The following is a 14,342-nucleotide window of genomic DNA, read 5'->3' as shown; positions in this document are numbered from 1 at the left end:
GCCGTTTGAGAACCGCCCATGTCTCTCTTTCTTCCCTTCTGGCAACGCCTGCTCGTCACGATCGTCGCCATGCTGGTGGCGAGTTGGGTCGCCGGCCTGATCTGGCAAGCCGTCTTCCGCTTCCCGCTGCCGAGCTACATCGGCGGCATGGTCGGCGGCTTGGCAGCACTACCGCTTTGGGATTTTTTGAAACGCATCCGGCCGGGCAGTCCCTGACCACCGCTTGCCACTCCGGCGGCAGTCCCCGCCAGAACGTGACGGCAGAAAGTGTGTCAGCGCGCGGCGGCCGGGGCGCAGGCCGCACGTCACCGCGCGCCAATGAAGCTAGATGGGCAGAACCGAACGGATCTGGTCTTCGTACTGCTTGACCGCTTCCAGTGCCCGCTTCTTCATCGCCGGATCGACCTCCACATGCGATGTAAAGCCCTCGATTGCCTCGCGGGCGTTGCCGACGATCTGCGTCGCAGCATTCTGCGGGCTCATCTCGCGGCTCACGATCTTCTGCAGAAGCTGCGTAAGAATAACCCCCGTGGCGAGCGACAATCCCGAAAGCTCGGCGATTTCGCGTTTCAGTTCGGCGATTGCCGCGTTCGTATCCGTCGTCTCCGCCATTAGCCCATTCTCCCTTCGAGCGCCGACTTTACGGCCGTTTGCTAATACCGCATCGGAAAGAGCGCAAGAGGACGTCGGTGGCAACGACGCGCGCTGCCACATGAGTTGCCGCTGCCGCGGACGCAAGATACCTGTACCCGGTGCGAAAAGCCTGAAATTTGCCGAAAATATCCGTCAGGCTGACGCTAGCGGGAGTTGTGTCAGCTACGGACAGGTACGAGTTTTATGCGTGAGCTCAAGACGACCACGAGCGTCGGCCGCACACTCACTATTCCGCGCACCGCCACCATCGAAGGTGGCATCGACTATCCCGGCCCCCTCGTCATCGAGGGCACGGTCCTCGGCGAAGTCAATTGTCTCTCCCTCACGGTCGCCGCGCGCGGCGTGATCGAAGGCCGGATCAAATCGGAAACCGTCACTGTCGTGGGCGAAGTCACCGGCGAGATTTTCGCCAACGATTTGACGCTGAAATCCGCCTGCGTGGTCAACGCCAACATCGTTCATAAGAAACTGCTGCTCGAAACCGGCTCCTTTTTTGAAGGCAAATCCCGCAGACACCCTAATCCGCTGGAATTGGCTTAGACGCGAGACGGAAATCCCGCCAAAAATAGACGGGCCGCCCAACTCGCCGACAATAAGCGAGAATTTGCGCCCGGTTTGGACGTGTCCGTTTAAGCATTTCCCGGTTAGATTCGGCCGTTGATTTCAGGGAGGCTTCGATGCTGTCGCGCCGCCATTTTTGTTGCAGTAGCGCCTTAGCCGCCGGTCTGCTGGCGGTCGATCGGGCTTTCGCCGCCGATCAGTGCTCCGTCATGACCTCCGAGCGCCAGTCAGCGACCAGCCCGGACGACGCTTTGGCTAAGCTCAAGGCCGGAAACGAACGCTTCGCCACACAGAACATGCGCAATTGCGACCTGATCGAACAAGTCCGTGCGACAGCGGGCGGACAATTCCCCTCGGCAGTCGTGATCGGGTGCATTGACGCCCGCGTGCCGCCCGAACTCGTTTTCGATCAACGTATCGGCGACATATTCAGCGCCCGCGTGGCCGGCAACGTCATCAACGACGATATTGCCGGGAGCGCTGAATTCGCAACGAAGCTGGCAGGCGCCAAGCTTATCGTAGTGCTCGGCCATAGCGAATGCGGCGCTATCAAAGGCGCCGTCGACGATGTCGAGTTCGGTCTGCTGACCGGCGTCCTGGCGCGGATCAAGCCCGCGGTCGCAGAAGCAAGCAAAGACTTTCCGGACGATCGCACGTCGAAGAACAAGGCTTTCGTCCAGGCCGTCGCAACAGCCAATGCCCACCTAGGCGCGGAGCGGCTGACCGCCCTCAGCAGCGTCCTCCGCGATCTCGTCTCAGCCCAACAGCTCAAGATCGTCTCGGCTATGCACGACGTCGCAACCGGACGCGTTACCTTCCTCGACTAGTTCCAGCCCAATCGCAACCGCCTCGGGGAGTCGGCCGCATCACGACGCCCCTGTGAGCCGGCGGGAACACAGGACTTGTCGTTTCGCGGCCGACACCGCGAGGCGGCGTCGTGGGGAATGGAATAACCGGCGCCGCTCCCACCTCGCTGTTCCCCAGGGAACAGCCCGGCCTCGATTCAACGCCGGCAGTCGCGTAAAACGCCAATACCAAAAATTCGCGGAGCCCCTGCCCCATGCCAAGAGTTCTCGTCACCGGGACGTCGTCCGGCTTCGGACTAGCCATAACGGTCGAACTCGCAAAGCAGGGCTGGGACGTCGTCGCCACGATGCGTGACCTCGCCAAGCGCGAAGAACTCGACAGGACGCTAGTCGCGGCAGGCGTGCACCAAGCGGTAACGGTCGGACAGCTCGACGTAACCGACCCAACGTCGATCGAACGCGCCGTCGCCGAATTGGATCTTCCCAATCGGCAACTCGATGCCGTCGTGCACAATGCGGGCGTCGCGGCAGGCGGTGCCTTCGAAGATCTCCCCGAGACCGACGTCCGCCGCATCATGGAGGTCAATTACTTCGGCGTCTTGGCGCTAACGAAACGCCTGCTGCCGACTTTTCGCGCGCAGCGCCGTGGACGTATCGTCATCATCTCAAGCGAATCGGCATTTGCTGGCCAGCCCGCCAATTCCCCTTACTGTGCCTCGAAATGGGCCGTCGAAGGATGGGCCGAATCACTCGCCTACGAAGTAGAGCACTTCGGCATCGACATCATCCTAATCGAACCCGGCCCCTACCGCACGAGCATCTGGGAGAACTCGCCGCGAATCCTCCCGAAGGATAGCGTCTACCTGCCGCTCCTGCGGCACCTCGAGGTAACGGTCGAGGCCCTTGTCGCCAAGTCGGCGGGCGATCCTGCAGACGTCGGCAAGGCCGTCGCGAAAGCTCTGGCGGCGCCGCGCCCTCGGTTCCGCTATGCGGTTGGCCCGACGGCCAAGTTCAACCACTTCGCGCGCGGCAAGCTGCCAAGCACCGTCGTCAGAAAGCTGATCGGCCGTTATCTGGGACTTAGCCGCGTACGCTGGTGACGAAGCGGTAGACCAAAAGAAAACCCGCCACCGCGAGATGCAGTGACGGGCGCAAAGCTTGTCCGAAAGACCCTGGCCGCGCAGGCAAACTTACTTGCCGTGCTCGCGGTGATACTGCTCGATATCAGCCTGCGTAACTTCGCTCGAATGTCCAAGCGCATGGATGCATGAGTCGGTCAACATCTTGCGATGCTCGCGCATACAGGACTTTGCCGCCGACGTGCCGACCTTATGCTGGCTGCAATAAGCAGCATAATCAGCGCTGCATGCGTCTTTCACGGCCTGACTGACCGCGAATGCACAACCCGACGAAAAGGCAAGCGCCACCGCAGCCAAAACCGCGACCCTCTTCATATCCGTGTTCCTTCTAAGTGAGATCCCGTCCCCAAACGCAAATGCAGCGGCGTTGTTCCCTGGTCAAGAGCGACAAACACAAACGCAACATGGCAAGAGAGATGTCGCACGAAACTCGTGCCAGCCTTGCATATCAGGAAGCTGATCCTGCATGCGCGCAAACACGCGCATTTCGTGCGTTTTCGAAATACTCTTGCTGACAACTTCAGTGGGCGTAGAGCCTGCGATCAGCCATTTCGACGAATTCGACGACCGGCATCCGCGGCGCCACTTGGTTGCGACCATTTCGCTTCGCCAAATAAAGCGCCGTATCTGCCGCAGCGATTACCTGCCCTACGCGGATATCCCGACTCAGGACCACCGACGCGACACCCATACTGACGGTCACGACCTCACCTAGGTCAAGCGCCGGATGCGGGATCGATGCATCCTCCACTGCTTTTCGAATCCGCTCCGAAATCCTGATCGCCCTCGGCAGATCGACGCCATGCAAAAGGACGACGAACTCCTCACCGCCGAAGCGGAAGACGTCGTCGGAATAGTCCCGCAACTCGCTCTGCACGATCCCCGCAACGCGCTTCAGGCAGACGTCTCCGGCCTGATGACCGGCCGTATCGTTGAACGATTTGAAATGATCGATATCAAGCAGAATGACCGCCAGTTCATTGTCGAGGCCATCCGCACTGTCACAGTCCTCAATCGCTTCGTCGAGAGAGAGCCGGTTGCGAAGCCCTGTCAGCGCGTCCCGGCGGCTCTTGGCATCGAGATCCTGGCGCTGCAACCGGCCTCTGAGCGACAGCAGATAATTCATCCGGGTCTCTCGCTCCAGCACGTATGAGGCGAAGAGGGTCAGAACGACGGCGCATCCAAACACGGTGTTGGCAGAAATCTGAAACTCGAATGTGTATGCCGGCAGCAAAGACAATCCAACCGCGTGCATCGCAAAGCAGGCCAGGCACGCCGCCATGGCCCACCAGAATCGCACCCGCTGCACCATTGTTATGAAGAGGATGATGAGAATGAGCGATTGATGCTGTGCATCCAGTGGCCCACCATCGCCGACGAGCATGAGATATAGAATGCTGCCGGCCCCGAGCACGACGCCACCGGCCGCCACCAGAAATTCGCGGATCGCCACCGGCGGATTGAGATAGAGCGACGCAATCATAAGCAGCGCGATTGGCGTCACCATACCAAGACGCACCCAAAGGGCCGTCAAAAACGTCTGCGGTGAAACCAGCCAGTCGGGAATGAGAAACAGGTCGTACAGCAAGATCCCGAACAACCCGCCCAGCGCGAGCTGTCGGCATCGCTGAACCGCAACTTCTTGTTCAAAGGCCGCTTCGAGCTGCTGAGGAAATTTCAGCAGCGGAAAGCCAGATGCAATTGCCTTTTCAAGCGTCGAGCGTTCGACGCCGGCCGGAATGGATTCGCCCGTCACTCGTTCCATCACAAGCATTTTCCCCGCTCCTCATGAGCGGAGGCTACGGCCCGGACGCTACTATCGGCCTCCTTAATGCGAGGTACACAGAACGCGTGAAGATGAAAGCAATTATTCTCGATAGGAAAACAAGCATCTGTTCTCCCTCTTCGCCGCGCAAGCCACATGCACATGAGACGCAAAAAATATCCGAAACATATCAGCGCGTTACCAGCTCCACGATCGGCAACAACAGCCTGGCGCTTAATGCTCGCGATCGTACTTTGTGAGAATGCCAATTAAATTGGAAAGCATGCTTGCCTGAACATTAAGATTTGCCCGTTTCAAATCATGCCGGTCAAAGCGGCTTCCGAACGGCTAAGATTCGCTAGGCCATTGGCGCCAGTTGCCTTCAGCCCAGCACGGAACAAGCTCGACGTTTCCGGCGTTGCTTCCGCATTCACATGCGTATCCAGACAAATCGCAATCGACCACGGGAGATGATCATGAAAGTCGTCGCGCTTGGAATATGCATTGCCGCACTCGCGCTCGGAGCTTGCCGCAGGGAAACGCCGGAATATGCGCCAATGAAGCTCGGAGGCACGAATACGGCTTCGGATGCCGTGCAGCAGCAATAAGTGTCCGTCCCCCTTCTCCAAAACACATAACGAAAAGAAGCTCTGCAGCGTCACGGCCACTCTCAGCGGGTGTCGGTGACGCTGCTTCACTTTGGCTATTGTGGCCGAGCCTGAGTCGAACTTAGCCTCATGGCAACGTCATAAGAAACTTCTTCGGGATCGCCCAGGACCGTACGATTGGCAGTTTGTCTGCCATCGCAACAACCTGTTGGAGCGATCATGAGCGAGAAGACCGACGTGACCTTCCTCTTAGCTCTCCTCATCCTGACAGTCGTCGGACTGGTCATTTCGTCGGCCACACACGCCGAAGAACTGCTTGCCGCGACGCTGCCTGCCTGATTTCGCGTAATACCAAGACAGCGGACAAATTCCGCGGGTCTGTCGCAAGCCGAGCGATGGCCACGAACCATCGAGTTCGGCGGCTTCAATCGTAGATGTAAGTCACGATGAATGTGCGGTCGGCCTCATTCGAGCCCGCCGGCGGAATAGGATAGCTCGTCTGCTTGGCCGCAAAGACGACATCCTGATTAAGCGATGGATCCTTGGATCCAGCGAGCATCTTCACGAAAATCACGTTGCCGCTGTCGGACAGAAAAATTCGAACGGTCACACGGCCGAGCGTATTCGAGAGCTGCGGCATGGTCTGCTGGAGCGCCCGAATCACCGCCCTCGCGAAAGCATCGTTGAGGCCCGAGCGAGTGATGCCCGGAGGGCGCTGGAATGCAGCCGCGCCACCGCCGCCGCTGAAACTCGGAGCCAGGGCCTGCGTCGATAAATCGAGCGCAGCCACCTTCTTCTGAGCCTTCGAAGAAGACTTTTTCGCTGCCTTACTCGTACTCGGCTTCTTGTTCGCGCGCTTCGTATCTTCTTTGGGTTGCGGTTTCGGCTTCGGCTCGTTCGCGCTTTGCAGTTTCGACGGATCCTGATCGTCGAGCGAGAAGAGGTCCGGCGGCTGGCTATCCGGGCTCGTATCGTCCTGCTTGGCGACCTGGTCTGGCTTGGCCGGGTCCGTATCCTGAGGAACGTCCGGTTGCGGCTGATCCGGCGGCTGCGGCGTATCTTGAGCCTGCGGCTCCGGCGGAGGCTGCTGCGGTTCGGGCGGCTGCGGCTCTTGCTTAGCCTGCTCCTGCTGAGGCGGAGTCGGAGGTTGCTGCTTCTCCGGCGGCTGCTGAGGCTCGGGCTTGGCCTTCTGCTCCTGCTGCGTCGGCGCAATCGGCCCCGGCGGCGGCGAAACTTCGTCGGCGACCGTCGCCCGGCTCTTGAGATCTTGCTCGGTTACAAGAGAAACGCTGATCGCGTCATCCGCTCCATTTTCGGCGCCAAGACGCTTGGCGCCTCCGCTGCTAACCGCGCTGATCAAAAACGAAGCGTGCAGCAGAAGCGCGACGCCCAGCGCGATATAAAAATTCCGCTCGCGCTTCGACGCGCCCGCACCCCAAGGTACGAAGCCCGCAATGGAAAGACCGGCCGTTTGCCCCACGTTCTCGGCAGTCATGTGCCTAATGCTGATCCCAACGGCGCAAGATTACAACGCTTGCCCCAAGCGCTGTCACCAATGATAAATGATCGGCGAAAAAACGCCGAGATGCCGTGCCCGCGATTGTCCGTGCATGCGCCCCGAGGTCGCGGGAAAAACAAGAACTTGCCCAGAATTATGGCGATTCGCTGAACACGGCGATTCCGTCCTCGATATATGGAAGGCCAGCTATGGCGCGCAAAGCCGAAACAGCCCGCAACGGCACGATCCGGGCCGGTATCGGAGGCTGGACATTCGAGCCCTGGCGCGGCGTTTTCTATCCCGACGGCTTGGCGCACGCGAAAGAACTGGAATACGCCAGCCGCCAACTCGCCACGATTGAAGTGAACGGCACATACTATCGGACGCAAAAACCCTCAACGTTCGCAAGCTGGGCAAAGGCGACGCCACCCGATTTCATTTTCACATTGAAGGGTCCGCGTTACGCCACGAACCGCCGCATTCTTGCGGAAGCTGGAGATTCGGTCTGTCGTTTCATCGATTCCGGCGTCGCCGAGCTGGGAGACAAGCTCGGACCGCTCCTTTGGCAGTTTGCCCCGACAAAGAAATTCGATGAAAGCGACTTCGGCGCCTTCCTCGAACTTTTACCGAAAAAAGTCGGCAAGCGACCACTGAAGCACGCCGTCGAAGTGCGGCATGCTTCGTTTTGCACGCCGTCGTTCGTTGCCTTGACCCGCGAGCATGCGGTCGGCATCGTCTTCGCCGATCACGCGACTTATCCGGCCATCGCCGACGTGACGGCCGACTTCGTTTATGCTCGGCTTCAGACGGGACAAGACACGGTGCCCACCGCCTACAAGCCGAAAGCTCTCGATCAGTGGGCGGCGCGCGCAAAAATATGGGCCGACGGTGGCACGCCCGACGACCTGCCGGTCATGGCGCCAAAGGACAAGGCCCCGAAAACGCCACGCGACGTGTTTGTCTATTTCATTCACGAGGGAAAGATACGCGCTCCCGCTGCCGCGATGGCTTTTCAGAAGCGCGTGGCGCCGGACGGCAAGTCCTGACAGCCTGCCTAGCACGTGAGCCGTCTTAAAAAGGCTCACTACTTACTTTCGGGCTTGGGTGCCTCTTCATCGAGATTGAGGCAAACCGAATTGATGCAATAGCGCTTGCCGCTATCCGTCGGACCGTCGTCGAAAACGTGACCAAGGTGCGATCCGCACCGCGCACATGTGATCTCGGTGCGCACCATCCCGTGAGATGTATCGGTGTGATATTCGATAGCGCCCGGCAGCGCTTCATCAAACGAAGGCCAGCCCGAACCGGAATCGAACTTGGCATCGGAGGAAAATAGCGGGTTACCGCAAGCCGCGCAGGTGAACGTTCCATCGCTCTCGGAATGCAGATACTCGCCGGTAAAGGGCGGTTCAGTGCCCTTTTCGCGCAAGATCCGATATTGCTCCGGCGTCAAGAGTTTCCGCCACTCGGCCTCGTCGGCCGGCATCGATTTTTTATCCATGCCGCATATATCGGCCAACTGCAGCCGCCCTTCAAGACCGCCGCTCAGTCGTAATAGCGATCGCGATAGCGCTCTCGTAACCAGAGCCGGCGCAGATCAATCCGGCGGGGCGGCGGCGGCCCGTACTGTGGGTAAAAGCCGCTGGGCGCACCGTAGCGTCTCAACTGCTCCATATCGTACCGGCTGGCGACGCCGGCACGGTACATGGCACGCGCATGTTCGACATCGAAGATCGATTGCGCTTTCGCCTCGGTGGCGACAAATGCCAATGGCGACAGAGCGATAAGAACAGCACGCGCAATCGGTTTCATGTAACTTCTAAATGCTCCTGCGGTCGGCAGTTAAGCCGCCGACTCATTCGGACAATTTGGCACCACGGCCTGAAGTATCAATAACCTGGACAGATGCGCGCGCGATACCTGCGGCTGTAGTAGCAGGTCGGATAATCCGGATAGTAGTAATCATCGTAATAATAGTCGTCATAATACGGGTAATAGCCGCCATAGTAGGGATACCCGCCGTAGAAGCCGTAACCCCAGCCCCTACCGCGCCAGTATCCACCGTGCCAGTGGCCGCCGCCGCCCCAGTGACCTCCACCACCCCAGTGACCTCCACCACCCCAATGACCGCCTCCGCCCCAATGGCCCCCACCGCCCCAATGGCCGCCACCTCCGCCCCAGTGACCTCCGCCGCCACCGCCCCAGTGGCCGCCACCTCCGCCGTGCGTCAGTACAAGACCGCTTGGCTTGCCAAACGCGACCGCACCTAAACCGCCAGGAGCCGCGGTCGCGGCACCCGACATACCGACGATTGCCACCAGCAAAGCTCTAGCAAGCAGATGTACGAAGCGAAGCATGAACGCTCTCCGATCTGGAACCGCGCCTTAAATCCGCCGGTCCCGTTCGTCGCTAGCCAGCCGCAGCATGGGCGACGCCCGCTCATTATATCCCGGCTTCACTGAACGATGTTGCCGAAGCTGCGAACATAGTGATCAACTTGCTTTGAGGATCGGGCACTAGAAAAGCTCGCCTCGTTGATAAGCTAACGATGCGCGAACGCCTCGCCCCTGCCACGTTGCCGATGCGAATCTGATAGAAAGGGAGAATAAATCCGGGGCTCCGTGGCGATCGCCGTGCCCCTTCGCCTAAGCAATACGGGAGCAAACCATGTCGGACCGGACACAACTCGCTATTGGCCGCAATTCCATATCCGTACCACGACTGACCAAACGGCTGGTCGAAGCCGTTATCGCCACCGCCCTGACGTCGCTCGTCGCGTTCGTGGTTCTCGTTCTCAATAACGTCCTGACGAACCGCGGCGGATGGATTGAAGGCTTCAACGTCTGGCAGTCCTTCATGCGCCAGCCCGCTATTCTCGGCACCATGCTTCTGACATCACTCGTAACGGTGCTGTTTTTGTCCTGGCAGCGCGAGCGCGAAATGAAACGCTGAGACGGGGCTGATACCTTCTCCGAAACGAAAAACGGCGAGATGAAAATCTCGCCGTTGTCATGTCTGCAGCGGAACGAGCAAAGTTACTTCTTCAGGGCCGCGTTACACTGACTGTAGTAACCGCCGCCCTTTTGAATCCACTTGAGGCCGCCATTGCCGCCGTTCGCCTTGTTAGCCTTGTACTGATCAAGGCACGTATGCATCCGGGCCCGGCCCGCGCTCTCCTTGGAATACTTCGTATCGACCGCCTTCGGGAAAATAGCGCCGGAAGCAGCTTTCGTCGTCTCGACTTTCGCAGCCGGCTTTTCTTCCGTCGTCGTCGCAGCTCCGGCGCATTCCTTTTTGCGGAATTCCGCCCAGGTCTGTCCGTTCAACGTTCCAGCGGACTTCGCAGCCTGATATTTCACGCTGCATTCCTTGGTTGAAAGAGCGAAGCTTGGGCTGGCGTCGGTGACAGCAAGAGCGGCAAACGCAGCCGCATATAACGCAATGCGTGAGGTCATGTGATGTCTCTCTCCTAGGGACGGCGCACGGGCAAGCTCAACCCATAATACGATGATATCGCCGCCAGCCGGCAAGCTCAAAGACAGGATAGCGCCTTCGATCGCCAATTGCGAAGATAGGGTATATGAGGTTGATGGATTTGCTGAAATGCAAATCGCTTCGACTTACAAAAAAGTATATGCATTTGACGGCATTCTTCGCATCGTCGCCCGCGCGGACTTCCATCCGGCACCATCAGCACGCGCAGCAATACGACGATAAGTTGCCGAGGCAAGCAACGTGACCTATGAGGATCCCGATGGGCTTGAGGCGGCCAAAAAGCCTTTCCATGCTGCTCTTTCTGGCTCTGGCCGGACTGCTGGCCGACGATACCGCTGCCACGGCGGCTGATCCGCCCAAGGATCTTCTGACAGCCACGCGCACCGCCATCGCCGCCACCAATCTGACGCCTTACGACATCGGTTCTCGCTATGCCCAGGCCCGAGGCGCATCTGAAACCTGCCCCGGCGGCAAGCTGACGGACAAAGCAGCCGTTCTTCCGTCGGTTTACAACGGCCCCGAACTTGATGTTTTCAACGCCCAGGAAAAGAAGATTTACGACGCTTGGATGCGCGCCAAGCACTGCGCCCAAGATGATCCCTCGAACCAATGCAAGCTGGTCATCGACGAAAGCTGCGCCGCTGCGGTTTCCGAAATCGGCCCCGCGGGATCAGCCTTCCCTGGCCTGTTCGAAATCACCCGTCCCTAGCGCCTAACTGCCGCGCCGCGATCCCGCTGCCACGTCCGTGCCAGCAGGGCGAAGACTTCAATTACGGCCCAGACGATCAGCACGGCCGTCAGGATCAGGAATGCGATCTGCCCGAGGCTCGCGGTCAGCAACAAATCCGTGAGCAGTGGACCAAAGTCGATGCCATGCGCTGTGCACGGTTCCATCGCAGCATCATTGATCTCGCAGCCGAGCGTCGAGGCCAAAAGCGCCGCCGCCGCAATCCCCGAAAACGGCGCAAGAGCGAGCACAATCGAAAATGCGATCATGAACGAGCGAAAGCGAAGCAGCACGCAGCCATCCTGAATATCGCCTGAATAACTCTACTGAGCGAACGTCATAATTAGCTAGACGTGCTCCTGCGGCTTTGGGCAGCGCGTTCCGAAAAGCTGGTTAACGCTAGCCCTGTTTACGAGCGTCACCAATCCTATTGATCATTCGAGCGACGCCCCTTAATGGCCGTTCCAGACGAGAAGGAGCGTAACGGATGGCCGATCTTTCGCAGTTGCGCGCTGGACTAAGCGGCACGGCAAGCATGCTTGTCACTGATGAGCGCCTCGCAACGCATGTCGGAAGTGGAAATGTGCCTGTCTTCGCGAGCCCGATGCTGATCGCCGCGATCGAAGCGGCAGCGGTCGACTGCCTTGATGGTTTCCTGCCGCAAGGCCACGAAAGCCTCGGCGTGCACCTGGATGTGACACATACTTCGCCGACGCCGATTGGCTATACGGTAACCGCGACCGCAACGGTCAAATCTGTCGATGGCCGAAAAATCACGTTCGACGTTTCGGCAACCGATGGCATTGATCGAATAGGATCGGGAACGCACACTCGGATTATCGTTGACACCGCCCGGTTCATGGCGCGCATTGCCGCAAAATCCGCGTCACGACCGTAACAAAGGCTTCTGCTCGTTTGCGCAAGACCGACGATCGCCCGGCACTGGCGACTGATATTGGAGCTGCAAAGCCATGCGATCGACGCTTGCATTCATTGCCATGATGGCGGCATTGCTGACAAACGCGCCGCGCGCCGTCGCCGCAACCTGCACGGCAAATGACTTCGCTGCAGCCGTCGATCAGTCGGGCGCAAGTCTGCGAACTTTGACGCTCGAAGTGCAACCCAAGCTGCAGGAGCGCCTCAAACGCTATAAGCAGGCGCTGCAGTTGCCCGACACCGATGACGAGAATCTGGCTCTCAACGCCATCGACGACCCGAAGCTCGAAGAATTCGACAAGAAGAGCAGCCAGCTGCTGCTTACCGTCGACTCTCTCGGCCGCATACCCGACGGCGAAGAACCCGACTGCGCCAAGCTCGAAGAGCTGAAAATGGCGGCGGCCGAACTCAATACCGTCATCAAGGCGAAGTCGGATTATATGCTGAAGCGCCTCGATGAGAAGATCGCCGCAGCAAAGCGCAACGCTCCACCACCGGCGACAGCGCAGGCCACCCCTCCCGTTCCAGCGCCCTCTCCCGCAACGCCGCCGTCGGCATCCGCCGCAAAGAAACCTTCCCCGCCTGCCGTTGTGGCCAAGAAGCCGGCCGTCAAAGCCACGCCACACACATCTCAAGGCTGGGCCACGCGCACACACCCGGATGAGGCCACGCCGCCGCCGGCTGTTGCAATGCGAGAGCCGACACCCATTCCCAATCTGCCGCCACCGGAAGAGGAAGGCTATTCGATCGAAGAAATTCGCGACGTCACGCGCGGGTTCTTCGGATCGATTTCGACGAACTTGGCTGCCGTCATCGAGCATGCCTTCAAACAGTCGGGACGCCCGACTGCCTACGTCCTCGGCGTCGAAGGCGGCGGCGCGTTTCTCGCGGGTCTTCGCTTCGGCAAAGGCACCTTGTTTATGCGTTCCCAACCTGGAACGCGGGAAGTTTATTGGCACGGGCCTTCGGTTGGCACCGACTTAGGCGCCTCTGGCTCGCGCACACTTTTCCTCATCTACCGCATGGATAATGCGAACGATATCTATCGGAATTTCACAGGCGTCGACGGATCGGCATATTTTGTCGGCGGCGTCGGCGTGACCTTGCTGAAGGGCGGCCCCGTTATCATGGCACCAATTCGATCCGGCGTTGGCATGCGTCTGGGCGCCAATATCGGCTACCTTCGGTTCACCGAACAGCCGACTTGGAACCCGTTCTAATCGCCGACAACAAAAAAGGCCCGCAAATCGCGGGCCTTTTCAATTATGGAACGGTTTGACGTATCAGTTTGCGCCGTAGGCGTAGCCCGAATACTTCTTCCCTTTCGGCCTCTTGTAGTAATACGTGCCGTCCTTCGCCTGATAGACCTTCGTGCGAACGCCATCGATATAGACATAGCGTGTTTTCTTGCCGTTCGCCTTGGCGGACTGCGGACCGCCAAAGATGTTGCCCCAGAACGAGCTGCTGCCGCCATTGCTCGCGTAATCATCGTCATCGTGCGAGTCGCGACGCGCGACGGCGTTATCACCCCAATTCGGGCGTCCATGCACGCTGACGCGCGTGCGCATCATTCCGTGGCGCTGAACGAGATCGTAGAAAATTTTGGCATTCGACGGCGCCAAGCGAATGCAGCCGTGCGACGCCGGACGGCCGAGCGCAGCCATATGATATGTTCCATGAACGGCAACGCCGCCGTCGATAAAAACAGCGTTCGGCATGGGCGCATTGTCGTATTTCTTCGAATACCACATTCGCGACGTCCATTGCGGGTAGAAGTTGCCCGTCGGCGTCGCATACTGCTGTGTCCCGGACGAGATACGCCAGCGATAGCGCGGCTCGCCATTGACCGAAACGCTCATCGTCTGCCGAGAAAGATCAATGGATGCGGTGAGTGTCGGCGGAAGCGGCCGCGGCTTGGCGACCGGCTCCTTCTTCGCCTCGACGGTCACAGGCTCTTTCGCTCCTTCGGCCTTGCCAAAGTATGTCGTCGTGCCCGACTGCGTCTCGGTGGTCGTCGATGCCCCGTTCGCCGGTGCTTCACTCGGCGCGGCCATGGCCGCAACCGACGGAGCGGCAAACAAAATTGCCGCCAACATCATCCTACGCAACATGATAGCTCCCTACGCAATACGCTTATTGCCCGCATAATACGG

The 14,342-nt window shown here is 59.3% G+C and carries 20 protein-coding genes; 9 read left to right on the top strand and 11 right to left on the bottom strand.

The window, feature by feature from the left end:
- Positions 1-18 precede the first annotated feature (18 nt).
- A complete protein-coding gene (locus HYP802_RS0109110; protein ID WP_013946956.1) occupies positions 19-216 on the top strand; it encodes a hypothetical protein in 198 nt (65 codons plus the stop codon).
- 108 nt (positions 217-324) lie between these two features.
- Here the strand turns inward: HYP802_RS0109110 and HYP802_RS0109105 are convergent, their stop codons facing one another.
- Positions 325-612 carry a hypothetical protein gene (locus HYP802_RS0109105; RefSeq protein ID WP_013946955.1) on the bottom strand — a complete coding sequence of 96 codons (288 nt, stop codon included), beginning with the start codon at positions 610-612 and terminating at the stop codon, positions 325-327.
- A gap of 225 nt (positions 613-837) precedes the next feature.
- Between HYP802_RS0109105 and HYP802_RS0109100 the strand changes: the two genes are divergently transcribed.
- From HYP802_RS0109100 to HYP802_RS0109090, 3 genes are all read left to right on the top strand, one after another.
- Positions 838-1,194 carry a polymer-forming cytoskeletal protein gene (locus HYP802_RS0109100; RefSeq protein ID WP_013946954.1) on the top strand — a complete coding sequence of 119 codons (357 nt, stop codon included), beginning with the start codon at positions 838-840 and terminating at the stop codon, positions 1,192-1,194.
- A 137-nt stretch (positions 1,195-1,331) separates the two neighbouring features.
- Positions 1,332-2,042: a carbonic anhydrase family protein gene (locus tag HYP802_RS0109095; RefSeq protein WP_013946953.1), complete on the top strand. Its 711-nt coding sequence runs from the start codon at positions 1,332-1,334 to the stop codon at positions 2,040-2,042.
- Between the two features lie 233 nt (positions 2,043-2,275).
- Positions 2,276-3,121 (top strand): SDR family NAD(P)-dependent oxidoreductase, encoded by an 846-nt coding sequence (locus HYP802_RS0109090; protein WP_013946952.1) that lies wholly within the window; start codon positions 2,276-2,278, stop codon positions 3,119-3,121.
- A 90-nt stretch (positions 3,122-3,211) separates the two neighbouring features.
- Here the strand turns inward: HYP802_RS0109090 and HYP802_RS0109085 are convergent, their stop codons facing one another.
- The 4 genes from HYP802_RS0109085 to HYP802_RS0109065 all read right to left on the bottom strand — a co-directional run bounded on the left by HYP802_RS0109085 (position 3,212) and on the right by HYP802_RS0109065 (position 7,028).
- Positions 3,212-3,475 carry a hypothetical protein gene (locus tag HYP802_RS0109085; protein WP_013946951.1) on the bottom strand — a complete coding sequence of 88 codons (264 nt, stop codon included), beginning with the start codon at positions 3,473-3,475 and terminating at the stop codon, positions 3,212-3,214.
- 205 nt (positions 3,476-3,680) lie between these two features.
- Positions 3,681-4,934 carry a GGDEF domain-containing protein gene (locus HYP802_RS0109080; RefSeq protein WP_013946949.1) on the bottom strand — a complete coding sequence of 418 codons (1,254 nt, stop codon included), beginning with the start codon at positions 4,932-4,934 and terminating at the stop codon, positions 3,681-3,683.
- Positions 4,935-5,239: 305 nt separating this feature from the next.
- The gene (locus tag HYP802_RS23575; RefSeq protein WP_155831194.1) at positions 5,240-5,587 is read right to left on the bottom strand and encodes a hypothetical protein; all 348 of its coding nucleotides are present in this window, start codon (positions 5,585-5,587) and stop codon (positions 5,240-5,242) included.
- 370 nt (positions 5,588-5,957) lie between these two features.
- A complete protein-coding gene (locus HYP802_RS0109065; RefSeq protein WP_013946946.1) occupies positions 5,958-7,028 on the bottom strand; it encodes an energy transducer TonB in 1,071 nt (356 codons plus the stop codon).
- A gap of 212 nt (positions 7,029-7,240) precedes the next feature.
- Between HYP802_RS0109065 and HYP802_RS0109060 the strand changes: the two genes are divergently transcribed.
- Positions 7,241-8,077, top strand: coding sequence for a DUF72 domain-containing protein (locus HYP802_RS0109060; protein ID WP_024275597.1), 837 nt, complete (start codon positions 7,241-7,243; stop codon positions 8,075-8,077).
- Positions 8,078-8,115: 38 nt separating this feature from the next.
- On the opposite strand, the gene msrB is transcribed toward HYP802_RS0109060, so the two are convergent.
- From msrB to HYP802_RS0109045, 3 genes are all read right to left on the bottom strand, one after another.
- Positions 8,116-8,532, bottom strand: coding sequence for a peptide-methionine (R)-S-oxide reductase MsrB (msrB, locus tag HYP802_RS0109055; protein ID WP_024275596.1), 417 nt, complete (start codon positions 8,530-8,532; stop codon positions 8,116-8,118).
- Between the two features lie 44 nt (positions 8,533-8,576).
- Entirely contained in the window at positions 8,577-8,843 is a 267-nt protein-coding gene (locus HYP802_RS22215) for a hypothetical protein (protein WP_013946943.1), read from the bottom strand.
- A 77-nt stretch (positions 8,844-8,920) separates the two neighbouring features.
- Positions 8,921-9,388 carry a hypothetical protein gene (locus HYP802_RS0109045; protein WP_197022720.1) on the bottom strand — a complete coding sequence of 156 codons (468 nt, stop codon included), beginning with the start codon at positions 9,386-9,388 and terminating at the stop codon, positions 8,921-8,923.
- Between the two features lie 310 nt (positions 9,389-9,698).
- Here HYP802_RS0109045 and HYP802_RS0109040 point away from each other — a divergent pair, with 310 nt between their 5' ends.
- Complete coding sequence (locus tag HYP802_RS0109040; RefSeq protein WP_013946941.1) at positions 9,699-9,983, top strand: hypothetical protein; 285 nt, start codon at positions 9,699-9,701, stop codon at positions 9,981-9,983.
- Positions 9,984-10,066: 83 nt separating this feature from the next.
- Here HYP802_RS0109040 and HYP802_RS0109035 read toward each other — a convergent pair whose 3' ends face one another.
- Positions 10,067-10,486 carry a hypothetical protein gene (locus tag HYP802_RS0109035; protein WP_024275594.1) on the bottom strand — a complete coding sequence of 140 codons (420 nt, stop codon included), beginning with the start codon at positions 10,484-10,486 and terminating at the stop codon, positions 10,067-10,069.
- A 329-nt stretch (positions 10,487-10,815) separates the two neighbouring features.
- On the opposite strand from HYP802_RS0109035, the gene HYP802_RS0109025 reads away from it, so the two are divergent.
- Positions 10,816-11,235: a hypothetical protein gene (locus HYP802_RS0109025; RefSeq protein WP_051463116.1), complete on the top strand. Its 420-nt coding sequence runs from the start codon at positions 10,816-10,818 to the stop codon at positions 11,233-11,235.
- Here the strand turns inward: HYP802_RS0109025 and HYP802_RS0109020 are convergent.
- A complete protein-coding gene (locus tag HYP802_RS0109020) occupies positions 11,232-11,546 on the bottom strand; it encodes a hypothetical protein (RefSeq protein WP_024275591.1) in 315 nt (104 codons plus the stop codon). The two genes, HYP802_RS0109025 and HYP802_RS0109020, sit on opposite strands and share 4 nt — an antisense overlap.
- 194 nt (positions 11,547-11,740) lie before the next feature.
- Here HYP802_RS0109020 and HYP802_RS0109015 point away from each other — a divergent pair, with 194 nt between their 5' ends.
- The gene (locus HYP802_RS0109015) at positions 11,741-12,151 is read left to right on the top strand and encodes a thioesterase family protein (RefSeq protein WP_029670887.1); all 411 of its coding nucleotides are present in this window, start codon (positions 11,741-11,743) and stop codon (positions 12,149-12,151) included.
- 73 nt (positions 12,152-12,224) lie between these two features.
- On the top strand, positions 12,225-13,409 hold the full coding sequence (locus tag HYP802_RS0109010) for a DUF1134 domain-containing protein (RefSeq protein ID WP_024275589.1): 1,185 nt from the start codon (positions 12,225-12,227) through the stop codon (positions 13,407-13,409).
- Positions 13,410-13,472: 63 nt separating this feature from the next.
- Here HYP802_RS0109010 and HYP802_RS0109005 read toward each other — a convergent pair whose 3' ends face one another.
- Complete coding sequence (locus tag HYP802_RS0109005; protein WP_029670886.1) at positions 13,473-14,300, bottom strand: L,D-transpeptidase; 828 nt, start codon at positions 14,298-14,300, stop codon at positions 13,473-13,475.
- Positions 14,301-14,342 lie beyond the last annotated feature (42 nt).

The organism is Hyphomicrobium sp. 802 (assembly GCF_000526135.1).
In the GTDB taxonomy this organism is placed as follows: Bacteria; Pseudomonadota; Alphaproteobacteria; order Rhizobiales; family Hyphomicrobiaceae; genus Hyphomicrobium_B.
Note: the sequence above shows the minus strand (reverse complement) of the source record. Positions and strands in the feature narration are given on the sequence as shown.

Bases quoted from the DNA above. Each gene is read 5' to 3' on its own strand.
- HYP802_RS0109110 (WP_013946956.1), top strand. From the start codon at position 19: ATGTCTCTCTTTCTTCCCTTCTGGCAACGCCTGCTCGTCACGATCGTC.
- HYP802_RS0109105 (WP_013946955.1), bottom strand. From the start codon at position 612: ATGGCGGAGACGACGGATACGAACGCGGCAATCGCCGAACTGAAACGC.
- HYP802_RS0109100 (WP_013946954.1), top strand. From the start codon at position 838: ATGCGTGAGCTCAAGACGACCACGAGCGTCGGCCGCACACTCACTATT.
- HYP802_RS0109095 (WP_013946953.1), top strand. From the start codon at position 1,332: ATGCTGTCGCGCCGCCATTTTTGTTGCAGTAGCGCCTTAGCCGCCGGT.
- HYP802_RS0109090 (WP_013946952.1), top strand. From the start codon at position 2,276: ATGCCAAGAGTTCTCGTCACCGGGACGTCGTCCGGCTTCGGACTAGCC.
- HYP802_RS0109085 (WP_013946951.1), bottom strand. From the start codon at position 3,475: ATGAAGAGGGTCGCGGTTTTGGCTGCGGTGGCGCTTGCCTTTTCGTCG.
- HYP802_RS0109080 (WP_013946949.1), bottom strand. From the start codon at position 4,934: ATGCTTGTGATGGAACGAGTGACGGGCGAATCCATTCCGGCCGGCGTC.
- HYP802_RS0109065 (WP_013946946.1), bottom strand. From the start codon at position 7,028: ATGACTGCCGAGAACGTGGGGCAAACGGCCGGTCTTTCCATTGCGGGC.
- HYP802_RS0109060 (WP_024275597.1), top strand. From the start codon at position 7,241: ATGGCGCGCAAAGCCGAAACAGCCCGCAACGGCACGATCCGGGCCGGT.
- msrB (WP_024275596.1), bottom strand. From the start codon at position 8,532: ATGGATAAAAAATCGATGCCGGCCGACGAGGCCGAGTGGCGGAAACTC.
- HYP802_RS22215 (WP_013946943.1), bottom strand. From the start codon at position 8,843: ATGAAACCGATTGCGCGTGCTGTTCTTATCGCTCTGTCGCCATTGGCA.
- HYP802_RS0109045 (WP_197022720.1), bottom strand. From the start codon at position 9,388: ATGCTTCGCTTCGTACATCTGCTTGCTAGAGCTTTGCTGGTGGCAATC.
- HYP802_RS0109040 (WP_013946941.1), top strand. From the start codon at position 9,699: ATGTCGGACCGGACACAACTCGCTATTGGCCGCAATTCCATATCCGTA.
- HYP802_RS0109035 (WP_024275594.1), bottom strand. From the start codon at position 10,486: ATGACCTCACGCATTGCGTTATATGCGGCTGCGTTTGCCGCTCTTGCT.
- HYP802_RS0109025 (WP_051463116.1), top strand. From the start codon at position 10,816: ATGCTGCTCTTTCTGGCTCTGGCCGGACTGCTGGCCGACGATACCGCT.
- HYP802_RS0109015 (WP_029670887.1), top strand. From the start codon at position 11,741: ATGGCCGATCTTTCGCAGTTGCGCGCTGGACTAAGCGGCACGGCAAGC.
- HYP802_RS0109010 (WP_024275589.1), top strand. From the start codon at position 12,225: ATGCGATCGACGCTTGCATTCATTGCCATGATGGCGGCATTGCTGACA.
- HYP802_RS0109005 (WP_029670886.1), bottom strand. From the start codon at position 14,300: ATGTTGCGTAGGATGATGTTGGCGGCAATTTTGTTTGCCGCTCCGTCG.